The sequence below is a fragment of the Micromonospora sp. LOL_014 genome (genome assembly GCF_048060245.1).
GTDB lineage: Bacteria > Actinomycetota > Actinomycetes > Mycobacteriales > Micromonosporaceae > Micromonospora_E.
In genome coordinates this window covers 63717-83887 of sequence record NZ_JBHMIP010000017.1, presented here as the reverse complement: position 1 = coordinate 83887, position 20171 = coordinate 63717, and the positions used below count along the sequence as shown (strand labels likewise).

The window sequence follows — 20171 nt, the reverse complement described above, 5'->3', positions numbered from 1 at the left end:
CCACCGCCGCTGTGGCATGGTTGGGGGTGTGGTGAGGACGGCTGACGGCAGCTCCTTCGCGTCCGGCGCGGGAGCGGTGACCTCGATCGGGATCGACATCGTCGACCCGCAGCTGCAGGCGTCCGTCGCCGGGATCCTGGCCGGAGTCGAGGTCGAGCTGCGCGACAGCGTGTTCAGCGCCGACCCGTTCGTCACCGAGGCGGCCCGACATCTGGTCGAGGCCGGCGGCAAACGGTTCCGCCCGTTGCTGGTGGCGCTCGGTGCGCACTTCGGCGACCCGGCGGCACCACTGGTGGTGCCGGCGGCGGTGGTGATGGAGCTGACCCACCTGGCGACGCTCTACCACGACGACGTGATGGATGAGGCGTTGGTGCGTCGCGGCGCACCGAGCGCCAACTCGCGGTGGACCAACTCGGTGGCGATCCTGGTCGGGGACTACCTGTTTGCCCGGGCCGCCGACCTCGCAGCGGACCTCGGTATCGAGGCGGTACGGCTGCAGGCCCGCACGTTCGCCCGGCTGGTGCACGGTCAGATCGCCGAGACGGTCGGCCCGCATGGCGGCGAGCCTTCGGTCGACCACTACCTGCAGGTGATCGGGGACAAGACCGGGTCGTTGATCGCGACGTCCGCACGGTTCGGCGGGATGTTCGGTGGCGCGGCAGCGGAGCACGTCGAGGCCCTGGCCGGGTACGGCGAGACCATCGGGGTGGCGTTCCAGCTATCCGACGATCTGCTCGACATCGCGTCGGACTCCGCCCAGTCGGGCAAGACACCCGGCACCGACCTGCGCGAAGGGGTGCATACGCTTCCGGTGCTCTACGCGCTCGGCTCGGACGACGGTGACGCCGCCTCCCGACGGTTGCGGGAGATCCTGGCCGCCGGTCCGGTCACCGACGACGACCTGCACGCCGAGGCGCTGGGCCTGCTGCGCGAGTCACCGGCGCTGAAGCGGGCCCGGGAGACGGTACGCGGCTACGCTGAGGAGGCCCGGTCCCGGCTCGCGCCGCTGCCACCCGGCCCGGCGCGGCAGGCGATGCAGTCGCTGTGCGACTTCATCGCCGACCGGACGAACTAGCCGGGTGGCCGGGGTCCGGTCCTGGTCCGGTCCGGTTGCCCGGGCGGATCTCCGCCGGCCGGCGACGGTACGGGGGCGACGAGCGGCACCGCCATTTGCGATGATGTCGCGTTAGCCAATAGCATGAACCGTACGTGTCGGGCGCCACACCGATAGTCGCCACCTGGTGCCCCTGATTCGAAAGGGCGTTCCACAGGCGGCTGTCTCTTCATATGGTGTAAGTCCCCGGCGGCGGAGGTGGTTGTGCGCGACCCCTTGGCGGAACCTTCGGACCTCATCCGGAGCGTTTCACGGGCACTGCGTGTGCTCGAAGCGGTCGGACGTGCCCCGCGCGGACTGACCGTCAAACAGATTGCCCGGCGCTGCGAGCTGACCGTGGCGACCACGTACCACCTGGTGCGCACCCTGGCGTACGAGGGCTACGTGATCCGTCGCGAGGACGGCACCTACATCGTCGGCCTCGAGGTGGCGGACCGCTACCGCGAGCTGGTCGCCGCGTTCCGCGGCCCGCCAGCGGTCGGTGAGGCGCTGCGCCGCGCAGCGGCGGAGACCGGCTACAGCCACTACCTCGGCCGCTTCGTCGGGTCCCAGGTGGCGGTGACCGCGTCGGCCGACGGGCTGCGCTCGCCGTACCTGGAGGACCTGGTGCCCGGGTTCGACGAGGGGGCACACGCCACCGCACTGGGCAAGGCGCTGCTCGCCACCCTCACCCCCGACCAGCGGTTCCGCTACCTCAAAGAGTTCGGCATGCGGCCGTTCACCTCGGCCACGATCACCACCATCGAGGGCTTCGAAGCCGATCTCGCGGTAGGCGACCGGCGCGGCATGCACCTGGAGATCGGCCAGTACCGGCAGGGACTCGCCTGCGCCGCGGTAATGGTCAACGCGGACAAGGACGTCGAGCGGCGGGTGGCGATCGCCTGCGCGTTGCCGGCGGCCGAGATGATGACTTCGGCCCGGGTGGTCCGCGCGAAGCTGCTCACCGCCGCCCGGGCGGTCGCCGAGGCGATGACCGGCCCGGAGTATCCGGGCAGCTGAACAGTTTCTCCAGGACCTTGAACCGCCCGGCCGGCAGCTACGTGTCATGAGGCGGAAGGGAAGGGCGCCTCTTGACCGACCAGGATTCACAATTGATGCGCGCGTTGCACGAAGAGCATGGTGACGCGCTCTTCGCCCATGCGCTGCGGCTGGCCGGTGGCGACCGGCAGCGAGCCGAGGACCTGGTCCAGGAGACGCTGCTGCGGGCCTGGCGACATCCCGAGTCGCTGGACCCGGAGCGGGGATCCGTACGCGCCTGGCTGTTCACCACGGCCCGGAATCTCGCGATCGACGCCTGGCGCCGACGCAGTGTCCGGGTCGGCGAGGTGGTCACCGACGAACTGCCGGAACCACCTCCAGCGGTGGACGAGGCGGACCGCGCCGTGGAGGCGTGGACCGTGGCCGAAGCCCTCGGCCGGCTCTCCCAGCCACACCGGGAAGTGCTGATCGAGTGCTTTTACCGGGGGCGTTCGGTCTCCGAAGCGGCGGCCAGGCTCGGTGTTCCGCCGGGTACCGTGAAGTCACGGACACACTACGCATTGCGCTCGCTGCGGCTGGTGCTGGAGGAGATGGGGGTGACCCAGTAGTGAAATGTGACTACGCGCACGACGACGGCGCGTACGTCCTGGGTGCCCTGTCACCCACCGAGCGAGCGGCGTACGAGCACCATCTCGCCGGCTGCCCCAACTGCCGGCAGGCCGTCGCCGACATCGCGGTGCTGCCCGGTCTCCTCGGCCGGCTGGATCCGGCCGGCTTCGAGCAGATCAGCGACCCGCCGTCGACCGAGCCCCGGTTGGCCACCCTGGCCGACGCTGCGGGCCGGGCCCGGCGCCGGGGCCGGCGGATGCGCCGCTGGCAGACCGCTGGGGCGGCGCTGGCCGCCGCCGGTCTCGCGATCGTGGTCGGCTTCGGGGTCGGCTGGGTGGGGACCGGCGGTACGCCGGAGCCCACGCCCGGCTCCCAGCTCGTCGCGATGCAGCCGGTGGCCTCGCAGTTGCCAATTCACGCCGAGGTGGGTCTGCAGGCGGCGGCCAACGGCACCGAGGTCACCATGCGCTGCTGGTGGGAGCCGACCAACCCGGACGGCCGACCGATGGATTTCGAGTTGGTCGCCTACGACCGGAACGGGGCCAAGCAGCAGGTCGGCTCGTGGGCGGTCAGTCCCGGAGCCGAAATTGTCTTCACCGGGGCGACCCGGTTCGAGCACGACCAGTTGGAACGGGTCGAACTGGTCCGTTCCGACGGCGCGGCGGTCCTGGCATACCAGGTCGGCTGACCTGGTCGGTCGCCGGTCGGTTCCGGCCCGGCCTGGTCGGCCGGTCAGTCCCGGTTCAGCCTGGTTGGCCGGTCAGTCCCGGTCCAGGATCAGACCCAGCAGCCAGGTGACCACGCCGACCAGCAGCGCCCCGAGCACGGCGGCCGGCCAGAAACCATCCACCTCGAACGGCAGGTCGAGCTGTCCGGCGATAAATCCGGTCAACAGGAACAGCAGTCCGTTGACGACCACCGCGATCAGCCCGAGGGTCAGCAGGTACAGGCCACACCCGACGGTCTTGACGATCGGCTGCAGCACCGCGTTCACCACGCCGAAGATGACCGACACGAGCAGCAGCGTGACGACCGCCTCGCCGATCGCGTCGGTCTGCAACGCGATGCCCGGAATGATCAGGGTGGCCAGCCAGAACGCCAACGCCGTACTACCCAGGCGGATGAGGAGGCTTTTGAGGAAACCCATCCGGGAATCTTGCCATGCCGACCGCCGGTTGCGCCCCATCGGTCTCGCAGCTGCACCGTCGACGTCCCGGCAGCACCAGTTGCAGTCCCACCAGTTGCAGTCCTACCGGTACACGGCGCGACGGTTGGTCGACCCTGCTGACTGTCTCCCCGGTTTGACCGCTCGCTGGCTGATTCGTCGCCGGTGCCACCGCAACCGAGCCGTTATCCACAGCGGACGAGGTGGGGCTGCGGCGGCGGGTCGACCCTACTACGGTCGGCGAGGTGACGTTCACCGCCGTCGCGGCGGGGGTGACTGGCCACGGTCCGGCGCGGGAGGCGTCGGCCGGTAGGCGCCGGGGTGGTGGGCACCCGGCTTGACCGGGACCGAGAGGGGCACAGCGTGTCGCAGACGCAAGCCGAGTTGGCGATCATGCAGCGGGCGGCCAGCCGTTTCGACCAGGTCGACGAGGAGCTCGACGCGATGCTGCGCGGTCTGCTGCAGCGTTTGGAGGTGCTTCAGCACGCCTGGCGTGGTGCCGGTGGTCGATCCTTCGAACAGGTCACAGCCGGGTGGGCCAGGGAGCAGGCGGTGTTGCACCGGGCGTTGCGCGAGACGGCCGGAGCGATTCGTACCGCCGGGACGCAGTACCAGGCAACTGACGCTGCGGCGGCGGACCGGGTGACCCGGGCGGGGCGACGGATCGAGCTGCCGCTCTGAGACGCACTGGCAGCTTGCCGGCCGGCTGCTCCGGGGCGCTGCCTGGCGGGCGGCACGATGGCACGACGCGGAGGAGGTAACCAGGTGGCCGATGGCGAGCTGGTGGTGGATTTCCGCGCACTGCAACAGGCCAGCGCCGACATCGGGCAGGCGCTGCGTACTCTCGGGTCGCAGTTGCACCAGGTGGAACGGGAGGCTGCGCCACTGGTAGCGACCTGGGAGGGTGCGGCCCGTCAGGCGTACGAGCAACGGCAGGCCCGGTGGCGCGGCGCGGCGCAGAATCTCCAGGCCCTGCTGCGGGAGATCAAGGTCGCGGTCGACGAGTCGGCCGCCGACTATCTGAGCACCGAACGGCGCAACGCGGACCTGTTCCGATGAGTCGAACGGTGTTCCTTCGACTACGCGAAGTGTTTTCTCGCATCAGTTGATCTGCAAGGCGTCCGCCGGCCGTTGTGATCGTGGCACCACCTTGTAGGTTGTACCGGACGCGTGTGGCCTGTCCGGTGGAAAGGGGGGTCGGCCGTGACCGATTGGCAACCGGCCACCGAGATCGAGGCCGCGATGCGTGACGCCCTGCTCCGTCAGGACCAGGAGCTCTACTTCCAACTGCTTGCCGGCACCGAGCTGCTGCTCCCGGTTTCGGCTCAGGCCCTGGCCGGTCAGGCCCCGATGGGCTGGGGCACCTGGACGACGAACGGGCGGACCCACGTCCTTGCGTTCACGTCGCCGGTCACCCTGCACGCCTGCCTAGGTGACAGCGGCAGTTCCGCCCGTCGGGTGACGTTCGCCGAGCTGGCCGCCACCTGGCCGAACCTGGAGTGGTGGCTGGCGGTCAACCCGGGTCTGCCGATCGAAGGCTGGCTGCCGGCCTGGTTCGTCGCTCAGCTGGCCCGCGGAGACGCGCGACTGCCGAACCGTGGCGGCCACTCCGAGGGCCGCGCCGATGCCGCCGCCCGAGCCCGCGCCACCGCCACCGCCACCGTCCCCGGACCGGCCGGCCATCCCGGCGGTGCCTGGCCGGTCGACGGTGGGCCCGTTGACGGCGGGCCCGATCTACTGCCGGACCACGGCCGGCATCCCACCCGGTACGCCGCCGAAGCTTCCGCCGCTGCCAGCCCACCGCCGGCACCGGCCGCTCCGGCTCCGGAAGGTCAGTGGCCGCACCCCGACAACGCGGCCGCCGACCCGGCGCCGCCGACCGTCAGTCCGGTGCCGCCCACTGAAGACCCGGCACCAGCGGCGGAACAGCGCGGTGCGGCCGGCGGCACGGTCGTCGGGCCGGTCCCCGAGGCGCCGTCCGGTCCGGCGCTCGAGCCAGACGTCGAGCCACCGTCCGGTCCGGTGCTCGAGCCAGACGTCGAGCCACCGTCCGGTCCGGTGGTCGAGGAGCCACCGTCCGGTCCGGCCTTCGAGCCGGCCAACGACGTGGAGCGGGACCTGGTCGCGGCGGCGGGCGGCGGTGGCAGCAACTCGTTCCTGTCCACCCTCCTGCTCGCCAAGGTGCTGCTGCCCGTCTCCGAATCGTCCGTGGCCGGGTCCAGACCCGGCGACGAGGGCTTCACCTGGCGGACTGAGACCGCCGCCGACGGCACGTTCGTCGTGGTGTTCACCTCGCCGGAGCGGATCGCCGAGCACTTCGACACCCCGGTCGAGACCGTCGAAGTGAAGTTCGTCCAGCTGATCCGCCGCTGGCCGGACCCGCAGTGGTCGTTCGTCATCAACCCCGGCACCCCGGTCGGCGCGAAGCTGCCCGGTACGGAGATCGTCGGCCTGGCCAGCTGGGCGGCCGAAGTCGGGCTGGGAGTCGAGGAAGTCGACGTCGAACAGCCGGCTGAACCCCAACCCGGCGCGTCGGCCGCGCCGAAGCCGGCCGTGTCCAGCGGGCCGGACGTCCCGGGGCAGCCGACCACGATGCAGAAGACCGTCGCCGCCAGCCAGGTCGGCTACTACCTGGACCGTGGCTACGACCGGGTGTCGGGGTTCGTGCACCGCGCCGCCGAGGTCGCCCACCTGGACACCCCAGCCAAGCTGTACGCGGCACTCGGGCTCGGCTACGCCGGGTCACCCTTCGCCCCGGATGCCGACGAGATCTTCGTGTTGCGGTGGCCGGCCTACCGGCCGAGCCTCTACCGGATTCCCTACGGCGGTCAGAACGAGAACGCCATGCGGGCGATGGAAGGCTGGGTGATCGAGCGCCCGCCGTTCCGTGGCAACGGCTTCGCCCCCGGGGAGAGCAGCGACGTCGTGGCCGAATTCAAGGTCGACGGGATCCGGCTGCCGCACGGCTCGCAGCTGTGGCGGCTCGGCGCGGACGGCACCGGGACGCTCGTCGCCCGGCTGGACGCCGACGAGACCGCCTGGCAGCGGGTCAAGGAGGAATGATGCGCGACGGCTACGTCGCCCGCTGGCAGGGGCAGGAGTACGACGCCAGCCCGGCCGGTGACGAGGTGCGGATCTACCAGCCGGCGGAGGGCGACGGCTTCTCCGCGATCCGCTCCGGCCGGTACGTCCGGGTGGTGCCGATGTCCGAGGTCGACGACTTGGCGTACGTCCGTACCACCTGCACCTGGCACGGCCAGCCGTTCGTCGTGCTCGCCAAGCACGACGGCTGGCTGCGGGTCGAGTACACCGGCGGTCGGGCACCGGTCGCGCAGTCGCTCGGGCTGGAGGAGTTCGACTTCGGCGTCTACCAGGGCTGGGCGGCGGCCAACGAGGTGACCGAGCTGCGCGAGCACCGGGTCTGACCCGGGTCGCGGATCAGCTCTTGGCCCAGCGCAGTACCTCGCCGAGCACCACCTCCGGCGACTCGACGTGCGGGAAGTGACCCACCTCGTCCAGTAGCCGCCACTCGTACGGGGCGATCACGTACCGCCCGGAGCCTTGCGCCGTCCGGGGCAGCACCGCCGGGTCCAACGCTCCGTGCAGCTGCAACGTCGGTGTCACCAGCGGCTCCTGCAACAGCTTGACGAAGCGGTAGCCGTGCAGCCGCAGCAGCGACCGGAACGCCCAGCGGTATCCCTCCAGCGCGCAGAACGACGCCTGAGGAATCCGCATCGCGGTCCGGCACAGCTGTTCGTACTCGGTGAACCGGGCTCCGCCCGTCCACGCCGACCCACCCCACTGGCGGAGGAACCCACCGACCATCGCCGCGTCGTCGCGGGTCAGCACGTGTTCGTAGCGGGGTAGCTGGAAGCGCAGCGACGGGGTGGAGGCGGCGGCCTGCCCACGCGGGTCGGTGAAGATCGCCGAGCGTAGCCGCAGCGGGTGGGCGGCCCCGATGACAATCAGCCGGCGCACCATCCTCGGGTGGAACGCGGCGGCGGTCCACCCGATCATGCCGCCGAAACCGGCGCCGACGATGGTCGCCGAGCGCTCGCCGAGCGCCCTGATCATGCCGGTGACGTCGGCGGCCAGCGTGTATCCGTCGTACCCGCGCGGCGGCTTGTCGCTCGCGCCGAAACCGCGCATGTCGACCGCGACGGCACGGTAACCGGCGTCGGCCACCGCCGGCAGCATCTCGTGCCAGGCCCACCAGAACTCGGGAAATCCGTGCAGGAAAAGGACCAGCGGGCCGGTGCCGGCCTCGACCACATGGAACCGGCTGCCGTTGGCACCGACGTACCGGTGCTCCCAGGGGCCCTTGATGAGTACACAGGACTCGTCGACCGGGCCCGCTGTACTGCCACGTTCTCCCATGGCGACAGCGTAGGCCGGCCCCGCACCACCGTATCCGGCCTGGGCAAACAATAGAGGTTGGTTCAGGGCGATCACCGGCGTGGGCTCAGGGTGGTCCACCGGGGGGGCGGACTTCCGCCGCTGGCGGCGGGACCCGGTCGGGCGGCGCTACGGTTGCCGGATGGCCGACGATGCTGCCGGACCCGCGCCGGGCAACCCCCAACCGCCACCCGTCCCGTTGATCAGCGTCGCCGGGCCGCCGGCCGAGTACGGCGCCGGCTACGGTGCGGCGGCAGCATCGGTGATCGCCCGCAACATCGAGCACTACCTGCGGCGGTTTCGCGACGAGGCCGGGTTGAGCAGGTCGGCGGTACGGATCGCCGGCGGGACCTTCCGCAACGCCAGCCGGGCCGCCCACCCGAGGATCGTCGAGGCGCTCGACGCGGTGGCCGGCGGAGCCGGGGTGCACGTCGACGAGGTCTACGCGCTGAACGCCCGTACCGAGCTGCTGTACGGCACCGGGCGGACGGCGGCCGACCCGCCGCCCAGCGACCCCACGGAGCCGGAACCCGCCGATCCCGGCCCCGGCCGCGACGCCGGCCCGGACGGGTCGGCCGGCGGCTGTACGGCGGCCGGGGTGCTCGGCTCGCGGACCGCCGACGGCCACCTGCTGCTCGGGCAGAACTGGGACTGGCATCCCGGCCAGCGGGACACCATGGTGCTGCTGCGGACCACGGACGAGCGAGGGCTGACCGTGCTCACCCTCACCGAGGCGGGCATGCTCGCCAAGGCCGGGCTGAACTCGGCAGGGCTGGGGGTCTGCATCAACATGCTCGGCAGCGACCGGGACGGGCTGGCGCCGGGCCGATCGCCCGGGGTGCCGTACCACGTGCTGCTGCGCGCCGTGCTGGAAGCCGGCAGCCTCGGCCAGGCGACCCGGGTGGCCTGCCGTACCCCCCGGAACGCGTCGATCAACCTGCTGCTCGGCCAGGCCGGCCCGGCCGGTGGGGAACTGCTCGACCTGGAGGTGGTCCCCGGCGACGTCGGGTGGACCCACCCGGTGGACGGGGTGCTCACCCATGCAAACCACCTGGAGACGGCCCTGCCGGTGCGGGACACGACGAAGAACCTCGGCGGCTCGTCGATGTTCCGGGCGGCCCGGGCCCGTCGGCTACTGGCCGAACGGGCGGCCGGTGCGCCGTTGACCCTGGCCGACCTGGCCGACGTGTTCCATGATCATCTGGGTCGGCCGTTGGCGATCTGTCGGCATCTCGACGAGCGGGACGCGCCGGCGGACCAGGCGGAAACGGTCTACTCGGTGCTGATCGACCTGGACGCCCGCCGGCTGGGGCTGGCCGCCGGCCCGCCGTGCCGGCACGAATACCACTGGCTGGAGCTGGCCGACGCCGTCACCGGATGACCTCCGTCCGGATCAGCTGCCAGTGCTGGCCCGGCCCGCAGTGGATCCGGATCCGCAGCGGAGCCACCTTCACCCGGATCCGGGTGTGCTGGGTAAGCGTGGTGCCGTCGTCGCCGTACAGCGCGTGTTCGGTCCCGTCGTCGGTGACCAGCCCGTAGCAGGGTCCGGTGCCACCCCGGGTCACCGTGCCGACCAGCCAGTCGCCGGTGATCAGGTCGGACGGGGTCTTCGGGGGCGTCCCGGGTCGGGGCAGCGTCGGCGGTTCGGTCCGGGACAGGCCCGGCGTTTCGGTCGGCGTCGGGGTCGGTTTCGCCGCTCCGTCGGAACCGCTCTGCGAGGCGTCCGGGGTCGCCGGCATCGGTGCTCCTGAGGTGGGGCCGCCGCCGCAACCAGCGACGGCGATCAGCACCACGCCGGTCAGCATGGCGGCGACGGCCCGGGAGGCTGACTGTCGGATCAGTTTCGGCACTGCCATGCCGGTTGGACGCCGCCCGGCCGGCCGGAGTTCCACCGGCCGGCCGGGACCGCGTCACCGCCGGGTCAGGAGATCCGGATCTTCATCGTGGTGCCGTCCACCGACACCACCCGGATCTTTACGCCGACCGCGGGCAGCTTCACCCCGTGGTTGGGCAGTTCCTCGTAGAAGTACTTCCGGGTGTCGTCGAACAGCGGCTGGGCCGCCTGGCCGCGTACCCAGTGCGGTTCGCCATTGATGTGCAGAGTGAACCCGTCGGCCTTCTTGAGGCTGAACGGCGCGTCGTACACCTGGACCCGGGCCCGCCATGGCGCGCCGGTCAGGTTGTACATCGGCCGCGGCCGCGAGTCGATGTACAGGTTGCGCCCCTCACCCGGGTGCACGTTGGTGTTGTTGTCGACCTGGGAGGTGTCCCAGTACGAAATCAGCAGACCCTCCTGGTACGCGTAGTGGTCCACCATGTCGGGCTTGGTGTCGGCGTACCCGAAGTAGTACGGGCCGGTCTCCAGGTAACGGTCGTACGATACGTACGAGCGGTGCCCGGCGATGTAGTAGTTGTCGTAGTCAGCGGTCACGCTGGCCCCGACCGTGGTCCAACCGTCGAGCGCCCAACCGCCGTCGCCCTCGGCACCGTCGGTGAAGATCGGCGAGCCGTCGGCGGTCACGGTCATCTCGTCACCGAAGAAGCCGCCGTACGCCACCGCGCCGTCGGTGCGGTAGAGCAGCCGGACCAGTGCGGCATCCCCGGCGTACGCGTCCAGCGGCACGTTGATGTCGACCCACTGGCCACCGGTCGAGCTGTCGATCGCCGGGGTGCCGCTGCCGTCGGTGCCGTACGGGACACCGTTGACGGTGCCTTCGAGCGAGGTCCAGCTCGCCCCACCGTCGGCCGATGCCTGGAAGTACAGGTAGTCGTAGTCGTCCTCGATGTCGTAACGCGCCTTCATCGACAGTGCGGCGGTCGAGGCACCGGCGAGGTCGAACTCACGGGTCATCGTGTTGCTCATGTCGTCTCCGTTGCCGGAGAAGTACTGCAGCTCACCGGCGTACGGCTCGCCGAGCTCGGTGGTGACCTCCTTCTTCGGCAGCACGACGACGACCGCCTGGGCCCGCTTGGTGTTGTACTCCTGCGGACCCAGGTGCAGGGTGCGTTTCTGCCCGGCCACCACCACTTCGTAGTCCAGCCAGCCCAGCTGGAGCTTGTTCCATGCGCCGAGGTCACCGGGGCGCTCGCCGATCCCGCCGTCGGTGGCGGCACCGAGGCGGCTCTGCGCCATCAGCGTCCAGTGCTCGTTGTTGTTGTCACCGCCGCCGGAGGTGTCGTAGTCGTCCGGCAGGCCCAGGTCGTGGCCGTACTCGTGGACGAAGACGCTCAGTCCACCGTTCTCCGGCTGGATGGTGTAGTCGCCGATCCACAGCCCGCTGTCGCCGATCTGGGTGCCACCGGCCGGGTTCTGCGCCGGGCCGGTCAGCCCGATGTCGGTGGCGAAGGCGTACCAGCGGTGGCTCCAGATCGCGTCCTCACCCTGCCACGGGTCACGGTCGGCCTGGTCGCCACCGGCGTGCACGATCTGGAAGTGGTCGATGTAGCCGTCGGCCTCGTTGAAGTCGCCGTCGCCGTCGTAATCGTACCGGTCCCACTTGTCGAACTCACGCAGCTCGGCGGCGATCTCCTCGTCGGTGCGGCCGAGCGCCTGCTGGTCGGCGACCCACTGGTTGGCGGCATCGCGCAGCAGCTGCCAGACGTTGCTGCAGACGTTGCCGCCGCACAGGTCGCGACCGTACCGGGCCTCGTTGTAGCGGACCTTCACCCAGTCGGTGACGGTGCCCTCGACGCTGTACCGCCCGGAGGACTGGGTCTCGTAGTAGGTCTTGACCGACTCGACGCCTTCACCGGCGCCGAAGTACAGCTCCCGGTAGTGGTCGGCGGAGTAGTCGGCCTGCCAGATGGTGGTGTTGTCGACCGTCCGGTCCGGCTCGGGGATCTCGTTGTGCAGCGGTCCGTCGAACCGGGCCGGGCCGTCCCAGTCCGGGTTGCTGTCCACGTCCGGGTAGCTGGGGTGCCGCTCGTTGCCGAACTCGGCCAGGATCACGAAGATCCGGTCGGTGGTCTCCCGCTCCAGCTCGACGTACTGGTCCTTGCCGGACCCGGCGCCGCCACGGGCGGCCCGGCCGGCGATGCCGGTGCCCGACGTCTCACCGACCTTCGCGACGGTGCTCGCGCCGCGCCGTTCCGGGGTGAGCCGGCCACTGACCACTTCGCTCACTGCGCGTTCGCGCAGCTCACGTCGCTTTTCGCCGAGCGGGTTGGGCAGGTCGTCGAGGCTCGGGGTTTCGGCCCGGGAAGGAGCCGCCACCGGTGTGTCCACCGATGGTGCGGCCATCGCCGTCGCGGGTAGAGCAAAGCCCATGCCCGAGGCGAGCGACACGGTGAGCATCCCCACCATGACTTTGCGCACCTGGATACCTCCGGTTCGGGGGAATCAACGCCGCCACTTGGGTGAGGGCGGCACGATGTCCGGATGATGTGGCCACCGTTGTTGGGGCCACCGTGAACCTAGTCACCCGAGGGAACCCCTGTGAAGGTCAATGCGTCGATTTGTTTCACGCTCCCGGCTGGATCGCCCTGATATGTCACAACGATCACGGGGTGAAAAGTGGCCGGCCCGGCCGCCGAAGCGACCGGGCCGGCCTCGAGTCGTCCACGTCGCCGGCCCGCCGGGACCGCGCCACCACCGGCGGCGGACGTCAGTCGCCGTCGGACTTGCCGCCCTGCATGCCGGAGGAGATCAGCTCCATCACGGTGGAGTCCTGCAGCGTGGTCACGTCGCCGAGCGACCGGTTCTCGGCGACGTCCCGCAGCAACCGGCGCATGATCTTGCCGGAGCGGGTCTTCGGCAGCTCCGGCACCAGCATGATCTGGCGGGGCTTGGCGATCGGCCCGAGTGTACGCGCGACATGGTTGCGCAGCTCCTGGATCAGCGCCTCGCCGGCCTCACCCGCGATGTCCGCGCTGCCGCGCGGGATGGTGAACGCGACGATGGCCTGACCGGTGGTCGGGTCGGTGGCGCCCACCACGGCGGCCTCCGCCACCGACGGGTGCGACACCAGCGCCGACTCCACCTCGGTGGTGGAAATGTTGTGCCCGGAGACCAGCATCACGTCGTCCACCCGGCCAAGCAGCCAGATGTGCCCGTCGGCGTCCTTCTTGGCCCCGTCACCGGCGAAGTACATCTTGTCGAACCGGGACCAGTAGGTGTCAATGAACCGCTGGTCGTCGCCCCAGATGGTGCGCAGCATCGACGGCCACGGCTCGCGCAGCACCAGGTAGCCGCCACCACCGTCGGGCACCGACTCGGCCTGGTCGTCGACCACGTCGGCGCTGATCCCGGGCAGCGGGGTCATCGCGCTGCCCGGCTTGGTGGCGGTCACCCCGGGCAACGGCGAGATCATGATCGAGCCCGTCTCGGTCTGCCACCAGGTGTCCACGACCGGGCACCGGCCCCCGCCGATGTGTTGCCGGTACCACATCCAGGCCTCCGGGTTGATCGGCTCACCGACGCTGCCGAGCAGCCGCAGCGAACTGAGGTCGTACCCGGCCGGGATGTCCTCGCCCCACTTCATCATGGTGCGGATCAGCGTCGGCGCGGTGTAGAGGATGCTCACCTTGTACTTCTGCACCAGCTCCCAGAACCGGCCCTGGTGCGGGGTGTCCGGGGTGCCCTCGTACATCAGCTGGGTGGCACCGTTGGACAGCGGACCGTACACGATGTACGAATGCCCGGTGACCCAGCCGATGTCGGCGGTGCACCAGTAGACGTCGGTCTCCGGCTTGAGGTCGAAGACCGCGTGCTGGGTGTAGGACGCCTGGGTCAGGTAGCCGCCGCTGGTGTGCAGGATGCCCTTCGGCTTGGCCGTGGTGCCGCTGGTGTAGAGGATGAACAGCGGCTGCTCGGCGTCGAACGGCTGCGCCTCGTGCTCGGTGTTCGTCTTCTCCACTGTCTCGTGCCACCAGTGGTCCTTGTCGGTCCAGGTGACCTCCTCGCCGGTCCGCCGGACCACCAGAACGTGCTCCACCGACGGGCACCGGGCCACCGCCTCGTCGACGGTCGGCTTCAGGGCCGAGGGCTTGCCGCGCCGGTAGCCGCCGTCGGCGGTGATGATCACCTTGGCGCTGGCGTCCTGTACCCGGCCGGAGAGCGCGTCGACCGAGAAGCCGCCGAACACGACGTTGTGCGTCGCGCCGATCCGGGCGCAGGCCAGCATGGCGACCGCGGCCTCCGGGATCATCGGCAGGTAGATCGCCACCCGGTCACCCGCCGTCACACCGAGGTCGGTCAGCGCGTTCGCCGCCTGGCAGGTCATCCGGTGCAGGTCGGCGTAGGTGATGGTGCGGGTGTCGCCCGGCTCGCCCTCCCAGTGGATGGCGACCCGGTCGCCGGCCCCGGCGGCGACGTGCCGGTCCAGACAGTTGTACGCGACGTTGAGCTGACCGCCGACGAACCACTTGGCGAACGGCGGGTTGGACCAGTCCAGCACCTGGTCCCACTCCTTGGCCCAGTGCAGCCGGCGGGCCTGGCCCGCCCAGAAGCCAAGTCGGTCGGCGGCTGCCTGGTCGTACCCGGCCGCGGTGACGTTGGCCGCCCCGGCCAGCTCGGCGGGCGGCTCGAACCGGCGATTCTCCTGAAGCAGATTCTCCAGCGTTTCGCTCATGCGTGGGGCTCCTCACACGTCGCTTGACTTGCTCCGAGGTTAGTGTCGCCGTCCCGCCGGCACGAGACTTGGCGGATACCCGGGTACCCATCGCGCGCCGAGCGGCCACACCGGCGCGGCGGGCGGTTCGGCTGGCCAAGCTTGTACCATGTCGTTGGTGACCGAGACCGACCCGCTGGCCCCGCTGCTCGACCTCGCCGACGTGGCACCCGCGCTGGACCGCGCCCGCGAGCAGGTCGACGGCGCGTTGCGGCACCGGGCGCTGCGTCGGCACGGCGGGGCGGTGGCGGCCGAGATCAGCCTCCGCTCGGCGGTGGCCAGTGCCGCGTTGGACGGGCACGATCATCCGGTCGCCGACGTACGCGCCGGGACGGTGACCGATCCGGTGGTGCAGGGGGCCCTGCGGGTGGCCGAGGCGGTTCCCACGCTGGCCGACCGCTGGCCCCGTACCCCCCGTCAGGTGCTGGCCCGGTTGCACGTGCTCGCCGCGCGCGGACTGGTGCCGGCCGACCAGCTGGGGCGTCCAGCCGCCGGGCCGGGCGTGACGGTGGGGCCGGATGCGGCGCCGCGGCTGGACGGGGTCTGCGCGCTGGTCGGCGGCGGCACCTCGGTGCCGGCGCTGCTGCTGGCCGCCGTGGTGCACGCCGAGCTGCTCGCGTTGCGGCCGTTCGCCGGGCCGGGCGGGGTGGTGGCCCGGTCCGCCGCGCGGCTCACCCTGGTCGCGGCCGGCACGGACCCGCGTGGCCTGCTCGCCGTCGAGGTCGGCCACCACGAACGGCAACCCGAGTACGTGGGTTCAGCGGGCGCCTTCGCGACGGGTACGCCGGACGGTGTCCGCTCCTGGCTGCGGCACTATCTGACCGCGGTCGAGCTGGGCGCGCAGGAGCTGACCCGGGTCGCCGACGAGGTGCTGGCCAACGCCTGAGCCGCGCGACCGGGTCGGCTGGACGACCGGTTCAGGTGCGGGGTCAGGCCGAGGCTGTCTTTGTCCGGCGGTGCCGGCCGTACCAGGCGATGCCGATCGCGACCCCGACCCCGACGCTCAACGCGGCGGCTGCCACCGGGACCGCCGGCCGCTCCCGCAACCTGCGGCCGAGCGGGATCGGGTGGCGGAAGGCGAGGACCGGCCAGCCCTGCTCGGTGGCGAGCTTGCGGAGCTGGCGGTCCGGGTTGACCACCGTCGGGTGCCCGACGCATTCGAGCATCGGTACGTCGGTGACCGAGTCGGAGTAGGCGTAGCACTCGGCGAGGTCGTATCCGCGCTGCTCAGCGAGCTCGGTGACGCCGGTGACCTTGGCTGCCCCAGCCGCGTAGAACTCGATTTCTCCGCTGTACCGGCCGTTCTCCACAGCCATCCGGGTGGCGATCACGTCGGTGACGCCGAGCAGTTCGCCGATCGGGCGTACCATCTCCTCGCCCGACGCGGAGACCAGCACCACGTCCCGCCCGGCGTTCTGGTGCTCCTCGATCAGCGCCGCCGCCTCGGCGTAGACGTACGGGTTGATCAGCTCATGCAACGTCTCCGCGACGATCTGGCGGACCTGCTCCACCTGCCAGCCCTTGCACAGCGCGGCCAGGTAGTCGCGGGTGCGGGCCATCGTCTGCTCGTCGGAGCCGCCGAGCCGAAACATCAGCTGGGCGTACGCCGACTTGACCACGTCCCGCCTGGTGATCAGCCCGTCGCGGTAGAACGGCCGGCCGAACGCCAAGGCGCTGGACTTGGCGATGACAGTCTTGTCGAGATCAAAAAAAGCGGCGCTGCGGCCCACGACGGTGCAGTCTAGCCGGAGCGGGACGTCGGCGACGGCCGGTGCGTCGTCGCCGGTCGGCGACGGGGATCCCCCGGGATCTGATCCGACGATCAGGAAGCTGAGTGGCCCAACCTGCGTCCCGTGCCGGCAGCGGTGCGACTGCCGGTGAGAACGCCACTCGACGGGTGGCGGTCTGCTCAGGCATGCTTGTCATGACACAGTTATCTTTCCGTCCCAGGCTTCATCCGGAAGACACTCGGCGGTTGCACCCCCCGTGACCGCTGAGCGGGTTCGGCTCGACCCCCCCCGGAGCCGAACCCCAGGCGACCCCCGTCTCCCCCCGGCGGGGGTCGTCGCTATTCCTGGCATGTTCCGGCTCCCGGCGTCCTGCGCGTCCGGTCGTCCTGCCTAACAGATCAGCTGACCGGCGTCGGCGTTGTCCACAGGCGGTCCCGTTGTCCACAGGCAGCCCCGCCGAGGGCACGCCGGCACCGGGTCGGCACCCACAGTTGCGGCATCCCTCACCGACCGCAGGAGGTCCGGATGCCGCCGCGCACCAGCATCGCCGTACCCCGTCGGCTGCCACTGGTCGTCACCGCAGACGAACGGCTGCTCGACGACCTGCTGCGCCTTGCTGCGCTCGCCGGCACCGACGTCGACCTGGCGGCCGACCCAGCCGCCGCCCGGTCCCGGCAGGCCGCCGCCCCGCTCGTCCTGGTCGGCGCCGACCAGGCGGACGCCTACCTGCGGGCCAGAATGCCCCGCCGACCCCGGCTGGTCCTGGTCGGCCGGGCCGACCAGGACCAGCCATGGCAGGTCGCCGAACTGCTCGGCGCCGAGCACGTCGCGATCCTGCCGGCGGCGGAGCCGTGGCTGGTCGACCGCCTCACCGACAACGGCGGCACCGACAAACCAGCCGCAGCTGTCATCGGGGTGATCGGCGGCCGGGGCGGGGCCGGCGCCAGCGTGCTGGCCGGTGCCCTGTCGGTCACCGCCGCCCGGCTCGGGCTGCGTAGCTTGCTGGTTGACGCCGACCCGCTCGGTGGCGGCCTCGATCTGGTCCTCGGCTGGGAGCAGATCGACGGGTTGCGCTGGCCGGCGCTTGCCGACAGCGACGGCCGGATCGACCCGTCGGCGCTGGCCGGCGCGCTGCCCTGCCGGGGCGACCTCGGGCTGCTCTCCTGGGACCGGGGCGAACCGTTGCCCCTGCCCGCCGCCACGATGACCGCCGCCCTGGACGCGGCCCGGCGGGAGCGCGACGTGGTCGTCGTCGACCTGCCCCGCCGGCCCGACGACGCCGCGATCGCCGCGATGCACGCCACCGACCGGGTCCTGGTGCTGGTTCCGGCCGAGTTGCGGGCCACGGCGGCGACCGCCCGGGTGATCACCGACATCCAACCGCACTGCACCGACCTGTCGCTGGTCGTGCGCGGGCCGGCCCCGGGTCGGCTGCGGGCCCGGGAGATCGGGCGGACCCTGGGGCTGCCGGTGACCGGGGTGCTGCAACCTGAGCCACGAGTCAGCCGAGGGCTGGAGCGCGGTGACGCTCCAGGTTCGTCGGGCCGGGGTCCGTTGGCGGAGTTGTGCCAGCGGGTCGTCGCCGGCCTGGTCGACCGTACGGCGGCAGCGTCGTGACAGCGGGTTCGGCCCGTTCGGGCGCGGGTGACCGACGTTCTGGTGAAACGGCCTCCAAGCACCCGCCGCTATCGCAGTTCTGCTATAATTCTCAGGTATCGTGGCCGGTCTACTACCACCCCGGGGCGGAAGCTGAGTTGCGCGAGTTGCCCGCCGTCGAGCGGGTAGCGATCGGCCATGCAGTAGACAAATTGGTAGCAATCGGGCCAAACCTGGGGTACCCGCACTCGAGCGACATCAAGACAGCTACCAGCCTCCGGGAGCTACGCCCACGAGCCGGCCGTAGTCGCTGGCGAGCCCTTTATCGCCAGGTCGGCAACGCCTACGTCCTCGGAGCCATCGCCCCCGAGGCCAGTGTCAACCCACGAGCCCTCCGGAAGGCAATCGCCACAGCAGAGAAGCGCATCGACGAAGTGAAGGGCGACGAGTTATGAACCTGTCCGATCTGAAGGCCTCGGCCCAAGTCCACGGCGAGCAGCGCCACGACCCAGAGTTTCGCTCGGAGTGGGACCGCACAGCGTTCGCCAACGACGTCGCGCTGCGAATCTTGCGCTACCGCCAGGAACATGGCCTCACCCAGGCGGGGCTTGCCCGCGAGGTCGGGATGACTCAGTCGGTGATCGCGCGCCTTGAGTCGGGCGATCAGCCTCCGTCGATCGCGACCCTGGTCAAGCTGTCGAAGGGCACAGGCATGGATTTCAATATCAAGGTCAGCGGCGGTGCTGTCGAGTTCATCGCAGCCTGACTACCTGCCCTGACGCCAGGGTCTGGCCCTGGTCCTGGTTGTGGGATCAGGGGCAGACAGTCGTCTAGGTCATTGGTCGAACTGGCCGATCTTGATCCCCTTGACGAAGCCGGTCCAGGTGTCGGCGGTGAACGACAGCGCCGGTCCGGCCTGGTCCTTGCTGTCGCGGACCAGGACGGCTCGGCTGGGGTTGGCGACCTCGACACAGTCCCCGCCGGCGTTGCTGCGGGTGCTCTTCTTCCACGCGAGTTCGGTCATGACGGTTCCTCCGCGATCGATGCGATGAGTTTGCGAGACTGCGCCTCGCTGAGTGCCGTGGACTCGACGGCTGACCAGACCTCCTCGTACGCCGCCGCCTCGGCGGGCTTGTCGAGGTAGAGGGCGCCGGTCAGTCCGTCGGCGTAGATGATCGTCGGTTCGTCGGAGCCGTCGAAATCCAGGATGGTGAACGCGCCGTTCGCCAACGTGGCGCGGTGCAGGCCTGCGCTGAACGGCACCACCCGGACGGAGACGTTGGGCTGGCGGCTGACGGTGACGATCAGGTTGAGCTGCTCGGCGTCGATGTCGCGCCGGAGCACAGCCTCGTCGAGGATGATGTCGACCTGCGGCGCGGGTGGGGTGGCTCGGGTCAGCAGTGCCTGACGGTCGAGCCGCAAGGCGACCCCTCGGTCGATGTCCTCGCGCTTCATATCGGGGCGTCCGGCCTCGTATACCCGGGTCGCGTACGCCTTGGTCTGCAGAAGGCCGGGGACCAGGTGCGCCTCGTACTTGCGCAGCCGGGTCGCGCCTGACTCAAGGCCGACGTACAGCTCGAACCACTCGGGGATGGCGTCGCCGTACGAGTGCCACCAGCCACGGGCCCTGGTCTCCTTGGCGAGCCCCATCAACGCCTCGGTGATTTCTGGTGACGCTCCGTAGACCTTGCACATGGCTTCGACGTCGAGGGACCGCATCGACGTGGCACCGGTTTCGATGCGCCAGATCTTGGGCGTGGACCATTCCAGTGCGGTGGCCGCAGCCTTCACGGTCATGCGGGCCTCCTCGCGGAGCTGCCGTAGATGCCTGCCGAGCTGTCGTCTCGGGACGGTCGAGCCGGTGTCGGTCGTCACTGGATTCTCCTCTCCGTGACTACACACCGGGCGACATTCGCACTCGATGTGTAGCACCCATCGACCACGCTCGGCAATGAAACATCACTAGGTGAAGTATC

At 70.6% G+C, this 20171-nt stretch carries 20 protein-coding genes and 2 pseudogenes; 14 read left to right on the top strand and 8 right to left on the bottom strand.

Annotated features, from left to right (window positions below; genetic code table 11):
* Nucleotides 1–16: 16 nt before the first annotated feature.
* The 4 genes from ACFHW1_RS16530 (at nt 17) to ACFHW1_RS16515 (ending at nt 3389) form a co-directional block, all read left to right on the top strand.
* Nucleotides 17–1075: a polyprenyl synthetase family protein gene (locus ACFHW1_RS16530; RefSeq protein ID WP_416556496.1), complete on the top strand. Its 1059-nt coding sequence runs from the start codon at nt 17–19 to the stop codon at nt 1073–1075.
* 243 nt (nt 1076–1318) lie between these two features.
* Nucleotides 1319–2113, top strand: a complete 795-nt coding sequence (locus ACFHW1_RS16525; protein WP_416556495.1) for an IclR family transcriptional regulator — start codon at nt 1319–1321, stop codon at nt 2111–2113.
* Between the two features lie 92 nt (nt 2114–2205).
* Entirely contained in the window at nt 2206–2700 is a 495-nt protein-coding gene (locus ACFHW1_RS16520; protein WP_233606748.1) for a sigma-70 family RNA polymerase sigma factor, read from the top strand.
* On the top strand, nt 2700–3389 hold the full coding sequence (locus ACFHW1_RS16515) for an anti-sigma factor family protein (RefSeq protein ID WP_416556494.1): 690 nt from the start codon (nt 2700–2702) through the stop codon (nt 3387–3389). The genes ACFHW1_RS16520 and ACFHW1_RS16515 overlap by 1 nt, the downstream gene beginning before the upstream one ends.
* A 72-nt stretch (nt 3390–3461) precedes the next feature.
* Here ACFHW1_RS16515 and ACFHW1_RS16510 read toward each other — a convergent pair whose 3' ends face one another.
* Nucleotides 3462–3848 carry a phage holin family protein gene (locus ACFHW1_RS16510; RefSeq protein ID WP_416556493.1) on the bottom strand — a complete coding sequence of 129 codons (387 nt, stop codon included), beginning with the start codon at nt 3846–3848 and terminating at the stop codon, nt 3462–3464.
* Between the two features lie 381 nt (nt 3849–4229).
* On the opposite strand from ACFHW1_RS16510, the gene ACFHW1_RS16505 reads away from it, so the two are divergent.
* From ACFHW1_RS16505 to ACFHW1_RS16485, 5 genes and pseudogenes are all read left to right on the top strand, one after another.
* The gene (locus tag ACFHW1_RS16505; RefSeq protein ID WP_282233287.1) at nt 4230–4547 is read left to right on the top strand and encodes a WXG100 family type VII secretion target; all 318 of its coding nucleotides are present in this window, start codon (nt 4230–4232) and stop codon (nt 4545–4547) included.
* An 84-nt stretch (nt 4548–4631) separates the two neighbouring features.
* Complete coding sequence (locus ACFHW1_RS16500; RefSeq protein WP_278174719.1) at nt 4632–4925, top strand: WXG100 family type VII secretion target; 294 nt, start codon at nt 4632–4634, stop codon at nt 4923–4925.
* 183 nt (nt 4926–5108) lie between these two features.
* A pseudogene (locus ACFHW1_RS16495) lies at nt 5109–5387 on the top strand (SseB family protein); the annotation flags it as partial.
* 414 nt (nt 5388–5801) lie between these two features.
* Nucleotides 5802–6929 (top strand): annotated as a pseudogene (locus ACFHW1_RS16490) (SseB family protein); the annotation flags it as partial.
* Complete coding sequence (locus ACFHW1_RS16485; protein WP_416556491.1) at nt 6926–7291, top strand: hypothetical protein; 366 nt, start codon at nt 6926–6928, stop codon at nt 7289–7291. The pseudogene ACFHW1_RS16490 and the gene ACFHW1_RS16485, both read left to right, overlap by 4 nt.
* Before the next feature lie 13 nt (nt 7292–7304).
* Here the strand turns inward: ACFHW1_RS16485 and ACFHW1_RS16480 are convergent, their stop codons facing one another.
* Nucleotides 7305–8243, bottom strand: coding sequence for an alpha/beta fold hydrolase (locus ACFHW1_RS16480; RefSeq protein ID WP_416556490.1), 939 nt, complete (start codon nt 8241–8243; stop codon nt 7305–7307).
* Nucleotides 8244–8403: 160 nt separating this feature from the next.
* Here ACFHW1_RS16480 and ACFHW1_RS16475 point away from each other — a divergent pair, with 160 nt between their 5' ends.
* The gene (locus ACFHW1_RS16475) at nt 8404–9642 is read left to right on the top strand and encodes a C45 family autoproteolytic acyltransferase/hydolase (protein ID WP_416591532.1); all 1239 of its coding nucleotides are present in this window, start codon (nt 8404–8406) and stop codon (nt 9640–9642) included.
* On the opposite strand, the gene ACFHW1_RS16470 is transcribed toward ACFHW1_RS16475, so the two are convergent.
* From ACFHW1_RS16470 to acs, 3 genes are all read right to left on the bottom strand, one after another.
* Nucleotides 9632–10117, bottom strand: a complete 486-nt coding sequence (locus ACFHW1_RS16470; RefSeq protein ID WP_416556435.1) for a hypothetical protein — start codon at nt 10115–10117, stop codon at nt 9632–9634. The genes ACFHW1_RS16475 and ACFHW1_RS16470 overlap by 11 nt on opposite strands.
* 65 nt (nt 10118–10182) lie before the next feature.
* Nucleotides 10183–12561 (bottom strand): immune inhibitor A domain-containing protein, encoded by a 2379-nt coding sequence (locus tag ACFHW1_RS16465; RefSeq protein WP_416615702.1) that lies wholly within the window; start codon nt 12559–12561, stop codon nt 10183–10185.
* A gap of 304 nt (nt 12562–12865) precedes the next feature.
* Nucleotides 12866–14830 carry an acetate--CoA ligase gene (gene acs, locus ACFHW1_RS16460; RefSeq protein ID WP_416556436.1) on the bottom strand — a complete coding sequence of 655 codons (1965 nt, stop codon included), beginning with the start codon at nt 14828–14830 and terminating at the stop codon, nt 12866–12868.
* A gap of 157 nt (nt 14831–14987) precedes the next feature.
* Here acs and ACFHW1_RS16455 point away from each other — a divergent pair, with 157 nt between their 5' ends.
* Complete coding sequence (locus ACFHW1_RS16455) at nt 14988–15755, top strand: oxidoreductase (protein WP_416568558.1); 768 nt, start codon at nt 14988–14990, stop codon at nt 15753–15755.
* 43 nt (nt 15756–15798) lie between these two features.
* Here the strand turns inward: ACFHW1_RS16455 and ACFHW1_RS16450 are convergent, their stop codons facing one another.
* A complete protein-coding gene (locus tag ACFHW1_RS16450; protein WP_123604345.1) occupies nt 15799–16599 on the bottom strand; it encodes an HAD family hydrolase in 801 nt (266 codons plus the stop codon).
* 525 nt (nt 16600–17124) lie between these two features.
* Here ACFHW1_RS16450 and ssd point away from each other — a divergent pair.
* The 3 genes from ssd to ACFHW1_RS16435 are packed head-to-tail and all read left to right on the top strand — an operon-like array spanning nt 17125 to nt 18961.
* Nucleotides 17125–18216, top strand: coding sequence for a septum site-determining protein Ssd (gene ssd, locus ACFHW1_RS16445; protein ID WP_416556438.1), 1092 nt, complete (start codon nt 17125–17127; stop codon nt 18214–18216).
* Nucleotides 18165–18650, top strand: coding sequence for a type II toxin-antitoxin system RelE/ParE family toxin (locus ACFHW1_RS16440; RefSeq protein ID WP_416615689.1), 486 nt, complete (start codon nt 18165–18167; stop codon nt 18648–18650). Before ssd ends, ACFHW1_RS16440 begins: the two co-directional genes overlap by 52 nt.
* Complete coding sequence (locus ACFHW1_RS16435) at nt 18647–18961, top strand: helix-turn-helix domain-containing protein (RefSeq protein WP_416556440.1); 315 nt, start codon at nt 18647–18649, stop codon at nt 18959–18961. The genes ACFHW1_RS16440 and ACFHW1_RS16435 overlap by 4 nt, the downstream gene beginning before the upstream one ends.
* A 69-nt stretch (nt 18962–19030) precedes the next feature.
* On the opposite strand, the gene ACFHW1_RS16430 is transcribed toward ACFHW1_RS16435, so the two are convergent.
* Both ACFHW1_RS16430 and ACFHW1_RS16425 read right to left on the bottom strand, forming a co-directional pair.
* The gene (locus tag ACFHW1_RS16430; protein WP_416556441.1) at nt 19031–19219 is read right to left on the bottom strand and encodes a DUF397 domain-containing protein; all 189 of its coding nucleotides are present in this window, start codon (nt 19217–19219) and stop codon (nt 19031–19033) included.
* On the bottom strand, nt 19216–20070 hold the full coding sequence (locus ACFHW1_RS16425) for a helix-turn-helix domain-containing protein (protein WP_416556442.1): 855 nt from the start codon (nt 20068–20070) through the stop codon (nt 19216–19218). Before ACFHW1_RS16425 ends, ACFHW1_RS16430 begins: the two co-directional genes overlap by 4 nt.
* Nucleotides 20071–20171 lie beyond the last annotated feature (101 nt).